This is a genomic window from Clostridium sp. Cult2, assembly GCF_021655075.1.
Classification (GTDB): domain Bacteria; phylum Bacillota; class Clostridia; order Tissierellales; family Tepidimicrobiaceae; genus Schnuerera.
Genome location: NZ_PPXX01000023.1, coordinates 1 through 14,517, shown reverse-complemented (window position 1 = coordinate 14,517; position 14,517 = coordinate 1). Strand labels below are relative to the sequence as shown.

General features: G+C 30.3%; 19 protein-coding genes. 12 read left to right on the top strand and 7 right to left on the bottom strand.

Annotation, left to right across the window (positions count from 1 at the left end; all coding sequences use genetic code 11):
* The 5 genes from C3E90_RS02815 to C3E90_RS02795 form a co-directional block, all read left to right on the top strand.
* Window positions 1-252: GNAT family N-acetyltransferase (locus tag C3E90_RS02815; protein WP_236914052.1), on the top strand; the 252-nt coding region annotated here is incomplete at its 5' end.
* A gap of 263 nt (window positions 253-515) precedes the next feature.
* On the top strand, window positions 516-1,085 hold the full coding sequence (locus C3E90_RS02810) for a class I SAM-dependent methyltransferase (protein WP_236914051.1): 570 nt from the start codon (window positions 516-518) through the stop codon (window positions 1,083-1,085).
* On the top strand, window positions 1,078-1,941 hold the full coding sequence (locus C3E90_RS02805; protein WP_236914050.1) for a class I SAM-dependent methyltransferase: 864 nt from the start codon (window positions 1,078-1,080) through the stop codon (window positions 1,939-1,941). The genes C3E90_RS02810 and C3E90_RS02805 overlap by 8 nt, the downstream gene beginning before the upstream one ends.
* Before the next feature lie 20 nt (window positions 1,942-1,961).
* Window positions 1,962-3,236, top strand: coding sequence for a radical SAM protein (locus C3E90_RS02800; RefSeq protein ID WP_236914049.1), 1,275 nt, complete (start codon window positions 1,962-1,964; stop codon window positions 3,234-3,236).
* Between the two features lie 147 nt (window positions 3,237-3,383).
* Window positions 3,384-4,028, top strand: a complete 645-nt coding sequence (locus C3E90_RS02795) for a DNA alkylation repair protein (protein ID WP_236914048.1) — start codon at window positions 3,384-3,386, stop codon at window positions 4,026-4,028.
* A 132-nt stretch (window positions 4,029-4,160) separates the two neighbouring features.
* On the opposite strand, the gene C3E90_RS02790 is transcribed toward C3E90_RS02795, so the two are convergent.
* Window positions 4,161-4,817: an HAD family hydrolase gene (locus C3E90_RS02790; protein ID WP_236914047.1), complete on the bottom strand. Its 657-nt coding sequence runs from the start codon at window positions 4,815-4,817 to the stop codon at window positions 4,161-4,163.
* Between the two features lie 309 nt (window positions 4,818-5,126).
* Here C3E90_RS02790 and C3E90_RS02785 point away from each other — a divergent pair, with 309 nt between their 5' ends.
* Window positions 5,127-5,576, top strand: coding sequence for a zinc ribbon domain-containing protein (locus tag C3E90_RS02785; RefSeq protein WP_236914046.1), 450 nt, complete (start codon window positions 5,127-5,129; stop codon window positions 5,574-5,576).
* Between the two features lie 43 nt (window positions 5,577-5,619).
* On the opposite strand, the gene C3E90_RS02780 is transcribed toward C3E90_RS02785, so the two are convergent.
* From C3E90_RS02780 to C3E90_RS02755, 6 genes are all read right to left on the bottom strand, one after another.
* Window positions 5,620-5,868, bottom strand: a complete 249-nt coding sequence (locus C3E90_RS02780) for a putative signal transducing protein (protein WP_236914044.1) — start codon at window positions 5,866-5,868, stop codon at window positions 5,620-5,622.
* A gap of 131 nt (window positions 5,869-5,999) precedes the next feature.
* Complete coding sequence (locus tag C3E90_RS02775) at window positions 6,000-6,704, bottom strand: ABC transporter ATP-binding protein (protein WP_236914042.1); 705 nt, start codon at window positions 6,702-6,704, stop codon at window positions 6,000-6,002.
* Complete coding sequence (locus C3E90_RS02770) at window positions 6,698-7,480, bottom strand: ABC transporter ATP-binding protein (protein WP_236914041.1); 783 nt, start codon at window positions 7,478-7,480, stop codon at window positions 6,698-6,700. Before C3E90_RS02770 ends, C3E90_RS02775 begins: the two co-directional genes overlap by 7 nt.
* On the bottom strand, window positions 7,458-8,399 hold the full coding sequence (locus tag C3E90_RS02765) for a branched-chain amino acid ABC transporter permease (protein ID WP_236914040.1): 942 nt from the start codon (window positions 8,397-8,399) through the stop codon (window positions 7,458-7,460). The genes C3E90_RS02770 and C3E90_RS02765 overlap by 23 nt, the downstream gene beginning before the upstream one ends.
* 10 nt (window positions 8,400-8,409) lie before the next feature.
* Window positions 8,410-9,294, bottom strand: coding sequence for a branched-chain amino acid ABC transporter permease (locus C3E90_RS02760; protein ID WP_236914039.1), 885 nt, complete (start codon window positions 9,292-9,294; stop codon window positions 8,410-8,412).
* Window positions 9,295-9,363: 69 nt separating this feature from the next.
* Window positions 9,364-10,530 (bottom strand): ABC transporter substrate-binding protein, encoded by a 1,167-nt coding sequence (locus tag C3E90_RS02755; RefSeq protein WP_236914037.1) that lies wholly within the window; start codon window positions 10,528-10,530, stop codon window positions 9,364-9,366.
* 577 nt (window positions 10,531-11,107) lie between these two features.
* Between C3E90_RS02755 and C3E90_RS02750 the strand changes: the two genes are divergently transcribed.
* The 6 genes from C3E90_RS02750 (at window position 11,108) to C3E90_RS02725 (ending at window position 14,374) form a co-directional block, all read left to right on the top strand.
* Entirely contained in the window at window positions 11,108-12,016 is a 909-nt protein-coding gene (locus C3E90_RS02750) for a DUF4846 domain-containing protein (protein WP_236914036.1), read from the top strand.
* A 78-nt stretch (window positions 12,017-12,094) separates the two neighbouring features.
* On the top strand, window positions 12,095-12,274 hold the full coding sequence (locus C3E90_RS02745; RefSeq protein WP_236914034.1) for a DUF6440 family protein: 180 nt from the start codon (window positions 12,095-12,097) through the stop codon (window positions 12,272-12,274).
* A gap of 119 nt (window positions 12,275-12,393) precedes the next feature.
* Entirely contained in the window at window positions 12,394-12,804 is a 411-nt protein-coding gene (locus C3E90_RS02740; protein ID WP_236914033.1) for a hypothetical protein, read from the top strand.
* A 222-nt stretch (window positions 12,805-13,026) separates the two neighbouring features.
* Window positions 13,027-13,305 carry a DUF3795 domain-containing protein gene (locus tag C3E90_RS02735; RefSeq protein WP_236914032.1) on the top strand — a complete coding sequence of 93 codons (279 nt, stop codon included), beginning with the start codon at window positions 13,027-13,029 and terminating at the stop codon, window positions 13,303-13,305.
* A gap of 4 nt (window positions 13,306-13,309) precedes the next feature.
* Entirely contained in the window at window positions 13,310-13,525 is a 216-nt protein-coding gene (locus tag C3E90_RS02730) for a hypothetical protein (protein WP_236914031.1), read from the top strand.
* A 171-nt stretch (window positions 13,526-13,696) separates the two neighbouring features.
* Window positions 13,697-14,374 carry a class I SAM-dependent methyltransferase gene (locus tag C3E90_RS02725; protein ID WP_236914030.1) on the top strand — a complete coding sequence of 226 codons (678 nt, stop codon included), beginning with the start codon at window positions 13,697-13,699 and terminating at the stop codon, window positions 14,372-14,374.
* Window positions 14,375-14,517 lie beyond the last annotated feature (143 nt).

Genomic DNA, 14,517 nt, shown 5'->3' with positions numbered 1-14,517 from the left:
TATGTTATGGGGATTATTAAAGAATATCATAATAGAGGAATAGGTAGAGATTTAGTTGAAAGAGCCATAAGTTATTTGATAAAGAATAATTATAAATTTCTAATGGTTAAAACCCTTAGCGAAAGCCATCCAGATGAAAATTATAAAAAAACAAGAGAATTTTATTGTAAATTAGGATTTTATCCAATAGAGGAAATTAAGGAAATTTGGGGAGAAGATAATCCATGCCTTTTAATGGTAAAAAGCTTATAGAGAAATAAGTGTTATAATCAACTTGCTTTGATATATAAGATAGGTAATTATTTTACCTATCTTTTTAATTATGGGGATTTCTGGAATAAAGCAGGGAATTTAAAAGGAAATCTAGAATATAATGTTAAGAATTAGTAAAGTGGAATGGAAGAGTTATAAATATTGTTTGTTATGGTGTATAATTAATTTAATGCAGAAGGAAAAATCAGAAGTAACTATAGAATTCTAAGGGTTATTAAAATTTATTCATTAGGGTGAACACATTGAAAAAGTTTGATAAGGTTTTTAATCATTATGATAAATTTATAGAGTTATTTAATTTAAATAAGATGGATGAAATAAAGGATGTTCTGAAGCTACAAGGAGATGAAGTAGTTTTAGATATAGGAGGAGGAACAGGGAGATTAGCAGATTATTTAAGTGGCGATTGTCGTATTGTGTATGTCTTAGATGAAAGCAAAGGAATGCTTTCAAAAGTTAAAGGGAATACAAAGGTATTGACTGTATTAGAAGATGCATTAGATATGACCTTTGAGGACAATAGTGTAGATATAGTTATAATGTGTGATATGTTACATCATATAAAAGACCAGGAAAAACTTACTGAAGAAGCATATAGGGTGCTTAAGGAAGATGGGAAACTGGTCATATTGGATTTTGAGAAAAAGCATATAAAAGTTAAGATATTAAGGGCTTTTGAACATATTTTATTTGGAAAGCTGTATTTTAGAACTAGTGAAGAGGTAATAAATCTAATTAAGGATAAATTCACAATTACTAAATTCATTCATAAGAAATATTATTTTATTATTAAGGGAGAAAAAAATGCTTAAAAAAATAGTGTTTTACACCAAAGCAGGTTATAAGCTGATTAATAAAGATGTTATTAATAATGAAGATTATAGAAAAGAATATAATAAGGTATCAACAACGTATATTCATTGGCTTAATGAAATGGGACAATTTACGGATAAAATAATTAAACTTGAATATATATTAAAAGATGAGAAACTCAAGATATTGGATTTTGCTTGTGGTACAGGCTATATTAGTAAAAGTCTTTTGAGAAAAAATATTGACTGTGAAATAACAGCGGTAGATTATTCAGAAAAAATGCTTCAGAATTTGAAGAACTTAAAGGACAGTAGAATTAAGGTTGTTCATTGCGAGGGCATTGAGTTCCTTAAGAATACAGAAGAAAAGTACGATATAATATATTTTGGATGGGCACTTTCATATTTTAACTATAAGGAGTTATTCAAACTATTTAAGAAGGTTTTAAATCCTGGAGGTAGTGTAGGAGTTATAACTAATGTTCAAGGGACTCTTTCAGGTATAGAGGATGTATTCATGAAAGTAATGTATAAAAATCATAAAGAAGTTATTAAACCAATGGATATAAAATTTAATTTACCCAATGGAAAGGATGGCTTAACAAAGTGGTTTAATCAATATGGATTTGAAAAAGTAGAAGTAGAGGATGGAGAGGTATTAGTTAGCTTTGATGAACCAGAACAGCTTTTAAAATGGTTGAATGAAACTGGTGCAGCAGCTGGAACAGTATGTATATTTAGGGATTATGATTTAATAAAAGAAGATTTAATTGAAGAGATTAGAAAAGCAAAATATAAGAACGGTAAATATGGAATAAATCATAAATTTGTATATGGAATATTTAAGTTGATATAAACCACTGAGGAGGAATAAAAATGGATTTAAATAAATCAGGGATGCTAACAAGGATGGCTTTTGATAGAGATGTAGTTATTTCTCTTTATAAAATGTTTAATATATTAAAGGAAGATAGAAATTTTAGTATTTCTAAATATATAAAGTTGATATCAAGTATGTTAAAAGGAGAGAAAATAGTGTCCTATGAAGATAAATATATAATAAGTGCTTTTTTACCTCCTTTTCCTTCAAGAGCATTTTATACTAATATAATGGCTGTCGAAAATCTAGAAAATATATTTACGCAGCAAATATTTGCAAAAAGGAGTGCTCCCATTTCCATGTATTTATGTTTAACACATAAATGTCCTAATAATTGTATTTACTGTAGTGCAAAGAATAGGGTAGATGACAATGATTTAACCACTGATGAATGGATTAGTATTATTAAGGATATTCAAGACATGAACACATCTATCATAGGCCTTACTGGAGGTGAGCCTATGGTTAGGGAAGATATATTTGATATAGTAGGTGCTATAGATGATAGGAGTGTATCTACCTTATTTACTAGTGGATATAATTTGACATTAGAAAGAGCAAAGGAATTAAAAAACAGAGGCTTGTTTAGTATTGGAATAAGCCTTGATTCATATGATAGAGAGAAACATAATTGTAATAGAAATAGTGAAAAGGCCTTTGATTATGCCATTATTGCTATTCAAAATTCAAGAAGAGCAGGAATTTATACTATGGCACAAACGGTTATTTTAATAGAGGAATTGGATGAAGAAAAACTATTTAAGCTTTTTAAATTAGCACAGGAAAATGGTGCACATGAAGTTAAAATATTGGAACCTATTTTGAGTGGTAATCTATTAACTGAAAAAGATTTAAGCAAGGTGCTTTATAGTGTTGAAGATAGAAAAAAATTAATAGAAATACAGCATAAAGCTAACAGAAAGGGTAACCTGCCTAAAATTACAACCTTTGCATATACAGAAAGTGAAGAGAAGTATGGTTGTGGTGCTGGAACCCAACATTCATATGTAAGTGCTTCAGGACATTTATATCCATGTGATTTTGTACCTATGAGTTTCGGATGTATTAAAGAAAAGGGAATAAAGGAATTATGGAAGGAAATGAACGAATTAATGGGAAAACCTAAAATAGGCTGTTTTGCTCAAAAGGTAAACAAAGAAGTCTATGAAAAGGCAGAAGGAAAATTACCATTATGTAAAGAGGAATCGATAAAAATTTGTAAAAACTGCATATCTAATAAATTTCCTAAGTATTATAGAGATTTGCAATAGTAAAGATTATAATTACAATTAGATATAAAAATTGAATAATATTAAATTCCCAAAACTTACAAATCCAGTTGATTATATAGAAAAAGACGTGATTAGGGAAAGAAAAAGGGTAGAAAATATTAGATTGAGAATAGAAGGGAGGATATAATGGACATTTTTAAAATTTTCTACAACAATAGAAATGAAGAACAAGCAATACCAATGGCAAAATATATGAAAAACAAGTTTCCTTTTCTTGGACTTAAAAAACCAGAAAGGGCTGCATTATCAAAGGAGTTTTTAAAAGCAAGGAGAAAAGATACTAGAGTTGATTGGGATTTAATTTTCAAATGTTATGATATGCCCGAAAGGGAGTTTCAGTATTTAGCTATAGATTATATGGAAAAAGTAAAAAAATTATTTACGCCAAATGATATGGAAAATATTGAAAAACTATTGACGACAAAATCTTGGTGGGATAGTGTAGATGCTATTAATAAGATAGTAGGTTATATAGCTATGGAATATCCTGAAGTAAAAGAAGATATTATATTGAAGTGGATGAAATCAGATAATATTTGGTTAAATAGAGTATCCATCATTTTTCAGCTAAAATATAAGGAAAAAACGGATACTGAATTTTTAAGCAAGGCAATTTTACATAATTCCCAAACCAATGAATTCTTTATAAATAAGGCAATAGGTTGGGCATTAAGGGAGTATTCTAAAACCCATAAAGAATGGGTAAAAAATTTCATCGATAATTATACATTACATCCTTTAAGTGTTAGGGAAGGTAGCAAATATATATAGAATAACAAAGGTTGAAAATATAAGGATATTACTTATGGGACAGCGAGAACCGTCCCCGTTGTCCCATCCCCGTTGTCCCATACCGAAGTAGAACGAGATGAAAAAATATGTGATGAGAGTTATCAATCGTAGCTAAATTACCACTATATCTAAAATTTCCTTCCAATTTGAAGCTATATATTTTGCATGGGCTTCACTTAATTCTTCACGGTCTCTAAAACCCCAAAGTACTCCTATACTATCCATGTGAGCATTTTTTGCTGTCAAAATATCAGTTTTTGAATCTCCAATAAATACTATTTCCTCTGCTTTAAGATTCATGCTTTTAACAATTTCAAGGGCAGTAGTAGGATTAGGCTTGTTTTGAATTCCATCTCTTTCACCATAAACTTTGACAAAGGGTATATCATTAAAAAATTTGTTAATTATGCTTTTAGTATACTCGTCTTTTTTATTTGAATTAACTCCCAATTTTATACCATTTTTATTTAATATATTCAATAAATCTTTAATTCCATCATATGGTCTAGTTTTATTAAGATATCTTTCAGCATAAATTTTATGTAACATTTCTAAGGCTCTGTCAATTGTATTCTCATCAGTTCCTTCAGGGAAACTATTTAATATTAAATTTCTAAAACCTCCCCCTACTTTTTTCTTATATTCTTTATAAGAATAAGTACTTAAACTAAATGCTTGAAGGACTTCGTTCATACTATCGCCTATGTCTTCAATTGTATTCATCAAAGTTCCATCTAAATCAAAAATAATTCCTTTATATTTGGACATGTAAATATTCACTCCTTAACTTGAATTTCTATAAGTATAGATAAGCTTTAATCTTTTTAAATAATATAGTTTAATTATATCATGTTCAATAGAATTTGCTAAAAAAACAAATATGATTTTAGTGATGGTCAGCATCTTGAAGAAACTATTTCTACAGATAAAATGCCTAATGAAAATACACAGTTTAATTTATACTGTCCAATAAAGATTTAAATAATATTTGATTAAAGTAGGACTTTACAATAAATATAGAATAAATATATAATAGAATCAATAATAAAATACATGTTATATTAGTGGAGGTATAATATGTCAAAGAAAATATCAAAAGAGAGAAAGACATTATATTATTCTGGCTTAGGCTTAATGATTTTAGGGTTTGTATTGTTCATATCAACTTTTTTCATAGATATGACACCTGATTTTTTTGGAGGATCTTCAAGTTTTATGGCGAGACCAGTAATTGGTATGATTTGTATGATTATTGGAAGTATACTGATGAATATTGGGGCTAGGGGAACAGCTGGCTCAGGATTAATATTAAATCCAGAAAAAGCAAGAGAAGACCTAAAACCATACAGTACTGCTACAGGCGGAATTATAAATGATACTTTAGAAAATATCGATTTAGTCAAGGATATGGTTAAAGGCAAAGAAACAAAGGAAATAAAAGAGATAATTAAAATCAAATGTAAGGATTGTGGTGCTCTTAATGATGAAGATGCAAAATATTGCAAATCATGCGGTAGAGCATTATAATCCAAAAAAACTCCTTTTAAAATCCTCATCTATTTGAGGATTTTTATTCTTCCCAAGGAAATTCATCGACAATTGCTTTGGCTTTTTCTAGCATGGATTTCTCTACTAAAATATCTGTTCCATAAATTGAAAATCCACTATAAATTCTCATATATCCTCCACTTCCACAATCTTGTAATATATAAGGAATATTATTTTCATCCAATAAATTTTCTATGAAGTTTAATTCAACACGATTATATACTGTTTTTAATGGAATCATTTCAATATCATCTTTTTTCTTGTTAGACATAAAATCCACCCCTCTAATAATTATTATATTATATTATATATAATACATACCCCCAATGACAGTTAATTATTTAACATTTATTTAAAATAAAAAATAATGTGGTAGGAGTGATTAAATCACTTCCTACTCCATTATCCTTCAAGATAGGCTTTTTTTACTCTTTCATCTTTCAGTAATTCCCTTGCATTACCTTCCATTTCAATTTCTCCATTTCTAATGATATAAGCCCTATCAGCTACATTAAGGGCTAGATTAGCATTTTGCTCCACAAGTAATACCGTTGTGCCTATCTTATTAATATCCTTAATAATTGAAAAAATTTCTTTTACTATTATTGGTGCTAGCCCCATAGAGGGTTCATCTAATAGTAGATATTTTGGGTTAGCCATAAGTCCCCTACCTATAGCTAGCATTTGCTGTTCTCCTCCAGATAAGGTTCCAGCCATTTGTTCTTTTCTTTCAAATAGTTTTGGAAACAGGTTAAATACCTTATCATAATCCTTATTGATTTTAGCCTTATCAGTTCTTGTAAATGCCCCCATTTCCAAATTTTCCATAACACTCATTTTAGAAAAAACCCTTCTGCCTTCAGGAATATGGGATATGCCTAACTTAACGATATCAGGTGGAGTGAGAGAACCAATCTCTTTTCCATTTAGCTTTATTTGTCCATTTTTTGGTTTTTCCATTCCAGATATGGCTTTTAGAGTAGTGCTCTTTCCAGCTCCATTTGCTCCAATCAACGTAACTACTTCTCCTTCTTCTATTTTGATACTTACATTCTTTAATGCATGAATTGCTCCATAAAATATATCTACATTTAATAGTTCTAGCATTCTAACGCCTCCTCACCTAGATAGGCCTTAATTACCTCTTCGTTTTTTTGTATTTCCTCTGGAATTCCCGCAGCAACTAGATGACCATAATCAAAAACAAATATCCTTTCACATATATTCATAACCAAGGACATATCATGTTCAATAAGAATAATTGTAAGATCAAATTCCTCCCTTATCCATGCAATAAGTTCAGTTAGTTCTTTAGTTTCCTTAGGATTCATTCCTGCAGCTGGTTCATCTAATAAAAGTAATTTAGGCTTTGCTGCCAATGCTCTTGCGATTTCAAGTTTTCTTTGTTCTCCATAGGGTAGGTTTTTCGCTAGTTCATCCATTTTATCTATTAGATTAAACTTATTAAGAAGTTCAAGAGCTTCTTCATAAGTATTTTTTTCAGTTCTATAATAGGAGGGGAGTCTAAATAAGGCTGAAACTACTCCATATTTTAGTCCATTATGGAATCCAATTAACACATTATCTAATACGGACATATTATTAAAAAGTCTTATATTTTGAAAGGTTCTAGAAATCCCATAATGAGTAATTCTGTGGGGTTTTAAGTCTTTAGTTTCAACTTTTTCTTTCAAATTATAAATTATTTCACCGGAAGTTGGTATATACATTCCTGTCAAAAGATTGAAAAAGGTTGTCTTTCCTGCACCATTTGGGCCAATCAAGCCAACGATTTCTCCTTCTTCTACCTGTAAAGAAATATCATTAACTGCCTTGATGCCACCGAAACTCTTTGATAGATTATTTATTGTTAAAACTGACATTTAATTTGCCCTTCTTTCTAAATAATTTAAATTCATATTTTCCTATAAGCCCTGTAGGTCTATAAATCATTATTCCAAATAGAATTAGGGAATAGATTACCATTCTAAGTTCTGGTATCTGTTGAAGGAACAAGGAAATTATAGATAGAGCAATTGCACCAAGAATGGATCCTGGAATGCTACCCATTCCTCCAAAGACTACAATAACCAATATATCAATGGATTTCATAAACCCAAAGGAATCGGGTTTTATGAAATAAAAATAATTAGCATAAAGGGCTCCAGCAATGCCTGCAAAGAATGCTCCAATGGCAAAGGCTAATACCTTGTAATAAGTAGTATTTACTCCCATAAATTCAGCAGCAATTTCATCTTCTCTAATAGCAATACAGGCTCTACCATGGTAAGAATTGATGAAATAATTGATTAACAACACTGTAATTACAGTCATAACAAAAACCCAAGTCCAATTTGTATATTGGGGAATATCATTAAATCCTATGGCACCACCTATATAATCAATATTTAATGCTAAAATTCTTATTATTTCACAAAAACCAAGGGTGGCAATAGCCAAATAATCTCCCTTAAGCCTTAAAGTTGGAATCCCTATAAGGATACCAGCTAAGGCTGCTATAATTCCAGACAGTAGTAATGAAACGATAAAAGGTTGTCCTAGTTTTGCTGTAAGTATAGCAGAGGTATATGCACCTATGGACATAAAGGCAGCATGGCCTAAGGAGAATTGTCCTGTGATGCCTGTAATCAAATTTAAACTAACAGCTAATATTATATTGATTCCAATAATAGTGATATTAAGTTGTAAATAGGAGTCTATAATACCCACATTAATTAAAAATTGTACTAATAAATATATCAAAATTAATATTCCAAAGCTTATAATATTACTTTTCTTCATTTTATTCCTCCTATATTTTTTCCCTAGTAGTTTTTCCTAATAGTCCATTAGGCTTAACTAATAGTATTATAATCAGTATTCCGAAGGCAACTGCATCTTTAAATATGGAACCTCCATAGGCACTTACAATAGTTTCTATCATTCCAAGGAAAAAGCCTCCAAACATGGCTCCTGGAATTATTCCAATACCACCTAATACTGCTGCAACAAAGGCTTTTAAACCGGGGGCAGCCCCCATAAGGGGATTTATGGTATTGTAGTAAACTCCAACTAGAACCCCTGCAGCTCCTGCCAATGCAGAACCAATTGCAAAGGTGAAGGATATAGTTTTATTTACATCAATCCCCATAAGTTCAGCAGCATCCTTGTCAAGGGATACAGCTCTCATGGCTTTTCCTATTTTAGTTTTATGGACGACATATTGAAGCCCAAACATTAATAAAATGGTGATTAAAAGGATGTATATGTTTTTGGAATCTAGTATTACCTTTCCATTAAATAGTGTTAATCTATTGCTTTTTAAAATTTCTGGAAATGTTCTTGTATCTGGTGTTACAAAATACATCATAGTATATTGTAAAAACAAGGATACACTAATGGCGGTAATAAGTGCTGCTATTCTTGTTGAGTTTCTTATAGGTTTATATGCAACTTTTTCTATAATCATTCCAAGGATGCTACAAATAATCATGGATATTAGTAGAGAAGGGAAAAAGCCTAAACCTAAAAAGGTTGTTAATGCATAGCCTACATAAGCTCCCACCATATATATATCACCATGGGCAAAATTTATTAAATTGATAATTCCATATACCATTGTATAGCCAAGGGCTATTAGAGCGTAAATACTTCCTAATGATATTCCATTTATTAGTTGTTGTAATGTTTGTTCCATTTTCAGATACTCCTTTTCTTATTGGGACAAGGTCTTAGAGGAAAATCCTAGAGACCTTGTCCTAATATATTATTTTGGGTCTAACTTTTTCAAGAAGGTAGGTACTCCATCTTTCATCTCTATTATGGTTACAGACTTAACTGGATTATGTTTTTCATCTATAGAAAATGTTCCTGTAACTCCTGTAAAATTAGTAGTTGATTCAAGGGCCTCTTTTAATTTTTCAGAATTAGCTTCACCAGCTCTTTCAAGAGCATCCTTTAAGAAATAAACCATATCATACCCTAAAGCATTAAAAGCATCAGCTTCTTTACTGTATTTAGCTTTAAATCTTTCTTTGAATCCTTTAACTTCTTCAGAGTTATCCATTGGTGAATAATGACTTGAATAGTAAACATCATTTAAAGCATCTTTTCCTGCAATTTCAGTAAGTTTTGGAGATTCATATCCATCAGCTCCCAGAATAGGAATATTTAATCCTAATTCCCTTGCTTGTCTGATTATTAGACCTACTTCTTCATAATAACCAGGAACAAATAATACATCCGGATTTAATCCTTTTATATTGGTCAATACTGCTTTAAAGTCTGTATCCTTAGCTTGGTATGCTTCCTCTGTTAATATATTTCCCCCTAAATTTTTATAAGTTTCTTGGAAATTTTGTGATACTCCTTTGGAATAATCACTAGTACTATCGTTTAAAATAGCTGCATTTTTTAAACCTAAATCATCGTAAGCAAACTCTGCCATCATAATTCCTTGGAAGGAATCGCTATAACAAGTTTTAAATATATATTCCCTAACTTTACCATTGCTATCAACAGTGATATCGTCTGCTGTAGCAGAGGCTGATATTAAAGGGATTTTATTTTGCATTGCAGCAGGGGAGGCAGCTTTTGTATTTCCAGATGTAGCTGGTCCCAATAATACAACTACATTATCCCTGGTAGCTAATCTTGTAGAAACATTGGCTGATTCTGAATCCTCTGATTTATTATCAACCTTAACAGGTTCTATTTGCTTTCCTAATACTCCACCATCTTTATTAATCTCTTCTATAGCCAATTCTGCACCTGCTGTCAGCCCTTGACCATAGGTAGCAACAATACCAGATAATTCATAATTTAACCCTACTCTAATTGTATTTGAATCATTCTTGCTAGTAGATGAAGTACATCCTGCAAGAAGACTTAATGTTAAAATCAATGTTAATGTTATTAGTAATATTTTTTTCATTTAATACACCTCTTCTGATATAAATTTTTGAACTAAAAAAGCCTCTACATGTATGTCTATACATATAGAGGCTAATATAAGCGTTACCACTCTACTTTATAATTATTTTACAATAATTAACTCAATAGGTTCTATAGGTTTTATATTAAATCATTAAAATCCTATCTTAAACCCTAGCTTTTTAACGGGGCTTGCCGATATAGCTTACTTGGTTCAGCTATATAACTCTGAAGTGATAGTTTACTATTTAATCAATGCTGGTTCCCACCTAATCCAGTTCTCTGTAATTGATTTTTCTAAATAGCTCACGCTTCATCTTAGTCTTTAAATATTATTGAATTGAAAATTAATGAGATTGCAATCTTCATTTTGTAATTAGAAACTACTTTATCACGATAAATTATTTTTGTCAATATATTATCGACAAATTTTTAGCATTTTCTAAAAATACTGACAAACAGATTTTATAAGACTTACTCTAGATGAAAAAAACATTGAGATAATTATAAATAAACTAGGGAATTAATAATCACAATATAATATAATAGAGTTAACAATTACGATAGGGGGTGAGGTTTTGAGGTTTCTGCTGTTAAATAGATATAAGATAGTTCTATTTCTACTTATAATCATTTCAGTATTACTAACTAGTTGTAAGCCAATTAAAGATAAAGTAGAATTACCTTTATCTATGGATGAATCGGAAAAAGTAGAGGTATCTAAAGATAATATATATGTTATTTCAGAAGGTAGTACCGTTGAAACAAGGTATTCAACTCCAGAAGGATTTAAAAGAGTAGAAGTAGAGGAAAATAGTTTTGGACAATTCTTAAGAAATCAAAAGTTAAAGCCCTATGGAGAAAAGGTATTGTATTACAATGGTAGAGAGAAATCCTCTAGGGGAGTATATGATAGTGTAATGGATGTTGATATTGGAGATAGAGATCTTCACCAATGTGCAGATGCCATTATGCTTTTACGTGGAGAATACTTGTATTCCATTGGCGCTTATGATGAAATAAAATTCAAATTCGTATCTGGCTTTACAGCTGAATATAGTAAATGGATGGAAGGTTATAGAATTAAAGTGGAAGGAAATGATGTAAGCTATTATCAAGGTGCTGAACCATCAAATACCTATGAAGATTTTAGAAAGTATATGAATATGGTTATGGCTTATGCTAGCACTCTATCTTTAGAAAAGGAACTAGAACCTATGGATATAGAAGATATGGAAATAGGAGATGTATTTATAATTGGTGGTAGTCCTGGTCATGGGGTTATAGTCGTAGATATGGCAATAAATGAAATAGGTGAGAAGATATTCATATTAGCTCAATCCTATATGCCCGCCCAACAAACTCAAATACTCATAAATCCTAAGGATAAAAGTATTACCCCTTGGTATTCACTAAAGGATAAAGAAAAACTCATAACTCCTGAATGGGTTTTTGAATTAGATACATTGAGAAGATTTAAAGGATAAATGTAGTTATTACAAAAGGAGTAGTAATATATTATTAATTATTACTTATAAAAAAATCATTAGATTGGAGGGAAATAGATGTCTGATAAAAGATTTATAACAGTTCATAAAGAAGGAAGATTGTCAGGTTTTAAAGTAATAGTAGATAGTAAAACTGGTGTAAATTATCTATTTACTTGGGATGGGTATGCAGGCGGAATGACTGTATTGTTAGATAAAGACGGTGAACCAATTATTACACCATTAGATGTATATTAGTTAGGAGTGATTCATAGATAATATAAAGATGAGAAGAAGATAAATATTATTATTTATTGAATTGTAAAATAAATAAATGATATAATCTAAATAGGAATATATTGGAGGTGGTCCTTAAGGTGGATGAAAAGGTATATACTTTACTAGAGAAGCTTTATATAGAAGTTCAGGGCATGCAGGCAGAAATTCAAGACATAAGAGAAACTATAGTCACTAAGGACGACTTAAAGAGTTTTGCAACGAAGGATGACTTAAATAATTTTGCTACGAAGGATGATTTAAAGAACTTTGCAACGAAGGATGATTTAAAGAACTTTGCAACGAAGGATGATTTAAAGAACTTTGTGACTAAGGATGATATTAAGAATCTTGCAACTAAAGATGATTTAAATATGTTAGCAGAGGAGCTTCATACTGAAATTCAAACTGTATATGATGAATTAGTAGAACTACGGAATGATTTAAGTACAATGGAGATGTTGACGACTAAAAATGCTTACGATATTGCTAAATTAAAAGCTATACGTTAAAGATGGGATAAAGATAAATGCTAAACTTATTAAGCCTTGTCCAGTATGGGAGGTTTAATAAGTTTTTTCATTAGTAATGTTTTTTTAGGGTAGAAAATTAATATTTACAAAAGAAAGGCGAATTTATATAAAAACTGGAAGGATACGTTTATATAAAGCCATAGGATATTTAGAAAATTCAGCATAGTTGATATTGAATGTGTTTAGTGAAGGGGGAAAATTATGAATAAAAAGACTATTAATCTAATAGGAAAATGCGGATTCTATTGTGGTAGCTGTCCCACTTATGTTGAAGGGGAGTGTGCAGGTTGTAGAACAGCACATAATAAAGGAGATTGCTATACATTTGATTGTGTAGATAACAAAAAAATTGATTACTGTGGACTATGTGAAGATTTTCCATGTGACGAGATAATGACAAAAGAGAAAGCGACAGTTTTAGATTTAAGATGGTTACAGTGGAAGAGGTTTCAAAGGGATAATAAAAACAAGGAGGAGTAAACATATGAGACATTATTCAGTGAAGGCCAATAAAAATATATTTACTACTTATGCTGGTCTAACAGTTTCTGGATATAATCTTGCAGAAAATAGTTGTGCTAAAGATATTATAAATTCAATAAGAAAAATTAAGTATGATAAAGATATTATTGATTATTTTAAAAAAGCTAGAACTTCAATTTGTAAAGTTAACCCATATTGGCCAAAGGCTTTTTTATGATGATATAAATAATGCGGGGACAAATGCAAATTTACATAAGGATTATGGTTTTATTTATGTTCCTATTATTCTGGAGCAAATTTTCACTAATTGGAGAGGATTAGATAATTTTGATGGATTTATAGAGGATTGTTTAAATGCTTGTAAGAATTGTTTATTTGGAGGGATATAATGATAACGTATTATAGAAACACAAAATATTGGAATAATGTATTTAGTAAGGCTGATGTAAGTCCTATTACATCTAAAGGTATAGGGCATGGTGATTTAGATAAGGCTTTAGATTGGCTTTGTCAGGATTCAAATTCAATACTTGATTTTGGATGTGGTAATGGAGTCTGGTTATTTAAGTGTTATTTAAGAGGGACAAAAGTTCATAGAGGTATTGATATTGCAGAGGAAGGAATTAAAATTGCTAGGGAAATTCAAAAAGTGAGTAAAAAAGAGAATTTTATTTTTACCGTAGGAGGAGTCGAAACATTAGAATCTATTCCCAATGATTCCTTTGATGGTGTAATTCTTTCGAATATTATTGATAATTTAATTCCATCAGACGCTATTAAAGCATTATCAGAAGTAAAACGTATTCTTAAAATAGATGGTAAAGTGTTAATAAAATTAAATCCTTTCCTTACAGATGAACAAATTAAGGAGTGGGATATTAAGATTATTGAGAAGAATTTTTTAGATGATGGATTGTTTTTATGGAATCAGACTACTGAAGAATGGACTAAATTATTAGGAAGTTATTTTAGCATTGTGAAGTATAAAGATATTTATTATCCTGAACACGAACAATACAATAGATTATTTTTGCTTTGTAATGATAAGAAAGGGGAAAAATTATAAAAAGATCCTTGACCTGTAGTTAACTCCAGTATATATACTGTATTTAGTCCAGCTAAGAATTGTCAATAAGAAACTTGAAAATATTTGATATACCGGTTGGACTAAAAAAGAGTAACTTTAATAAGCCTTTTGAAAGGTTATGA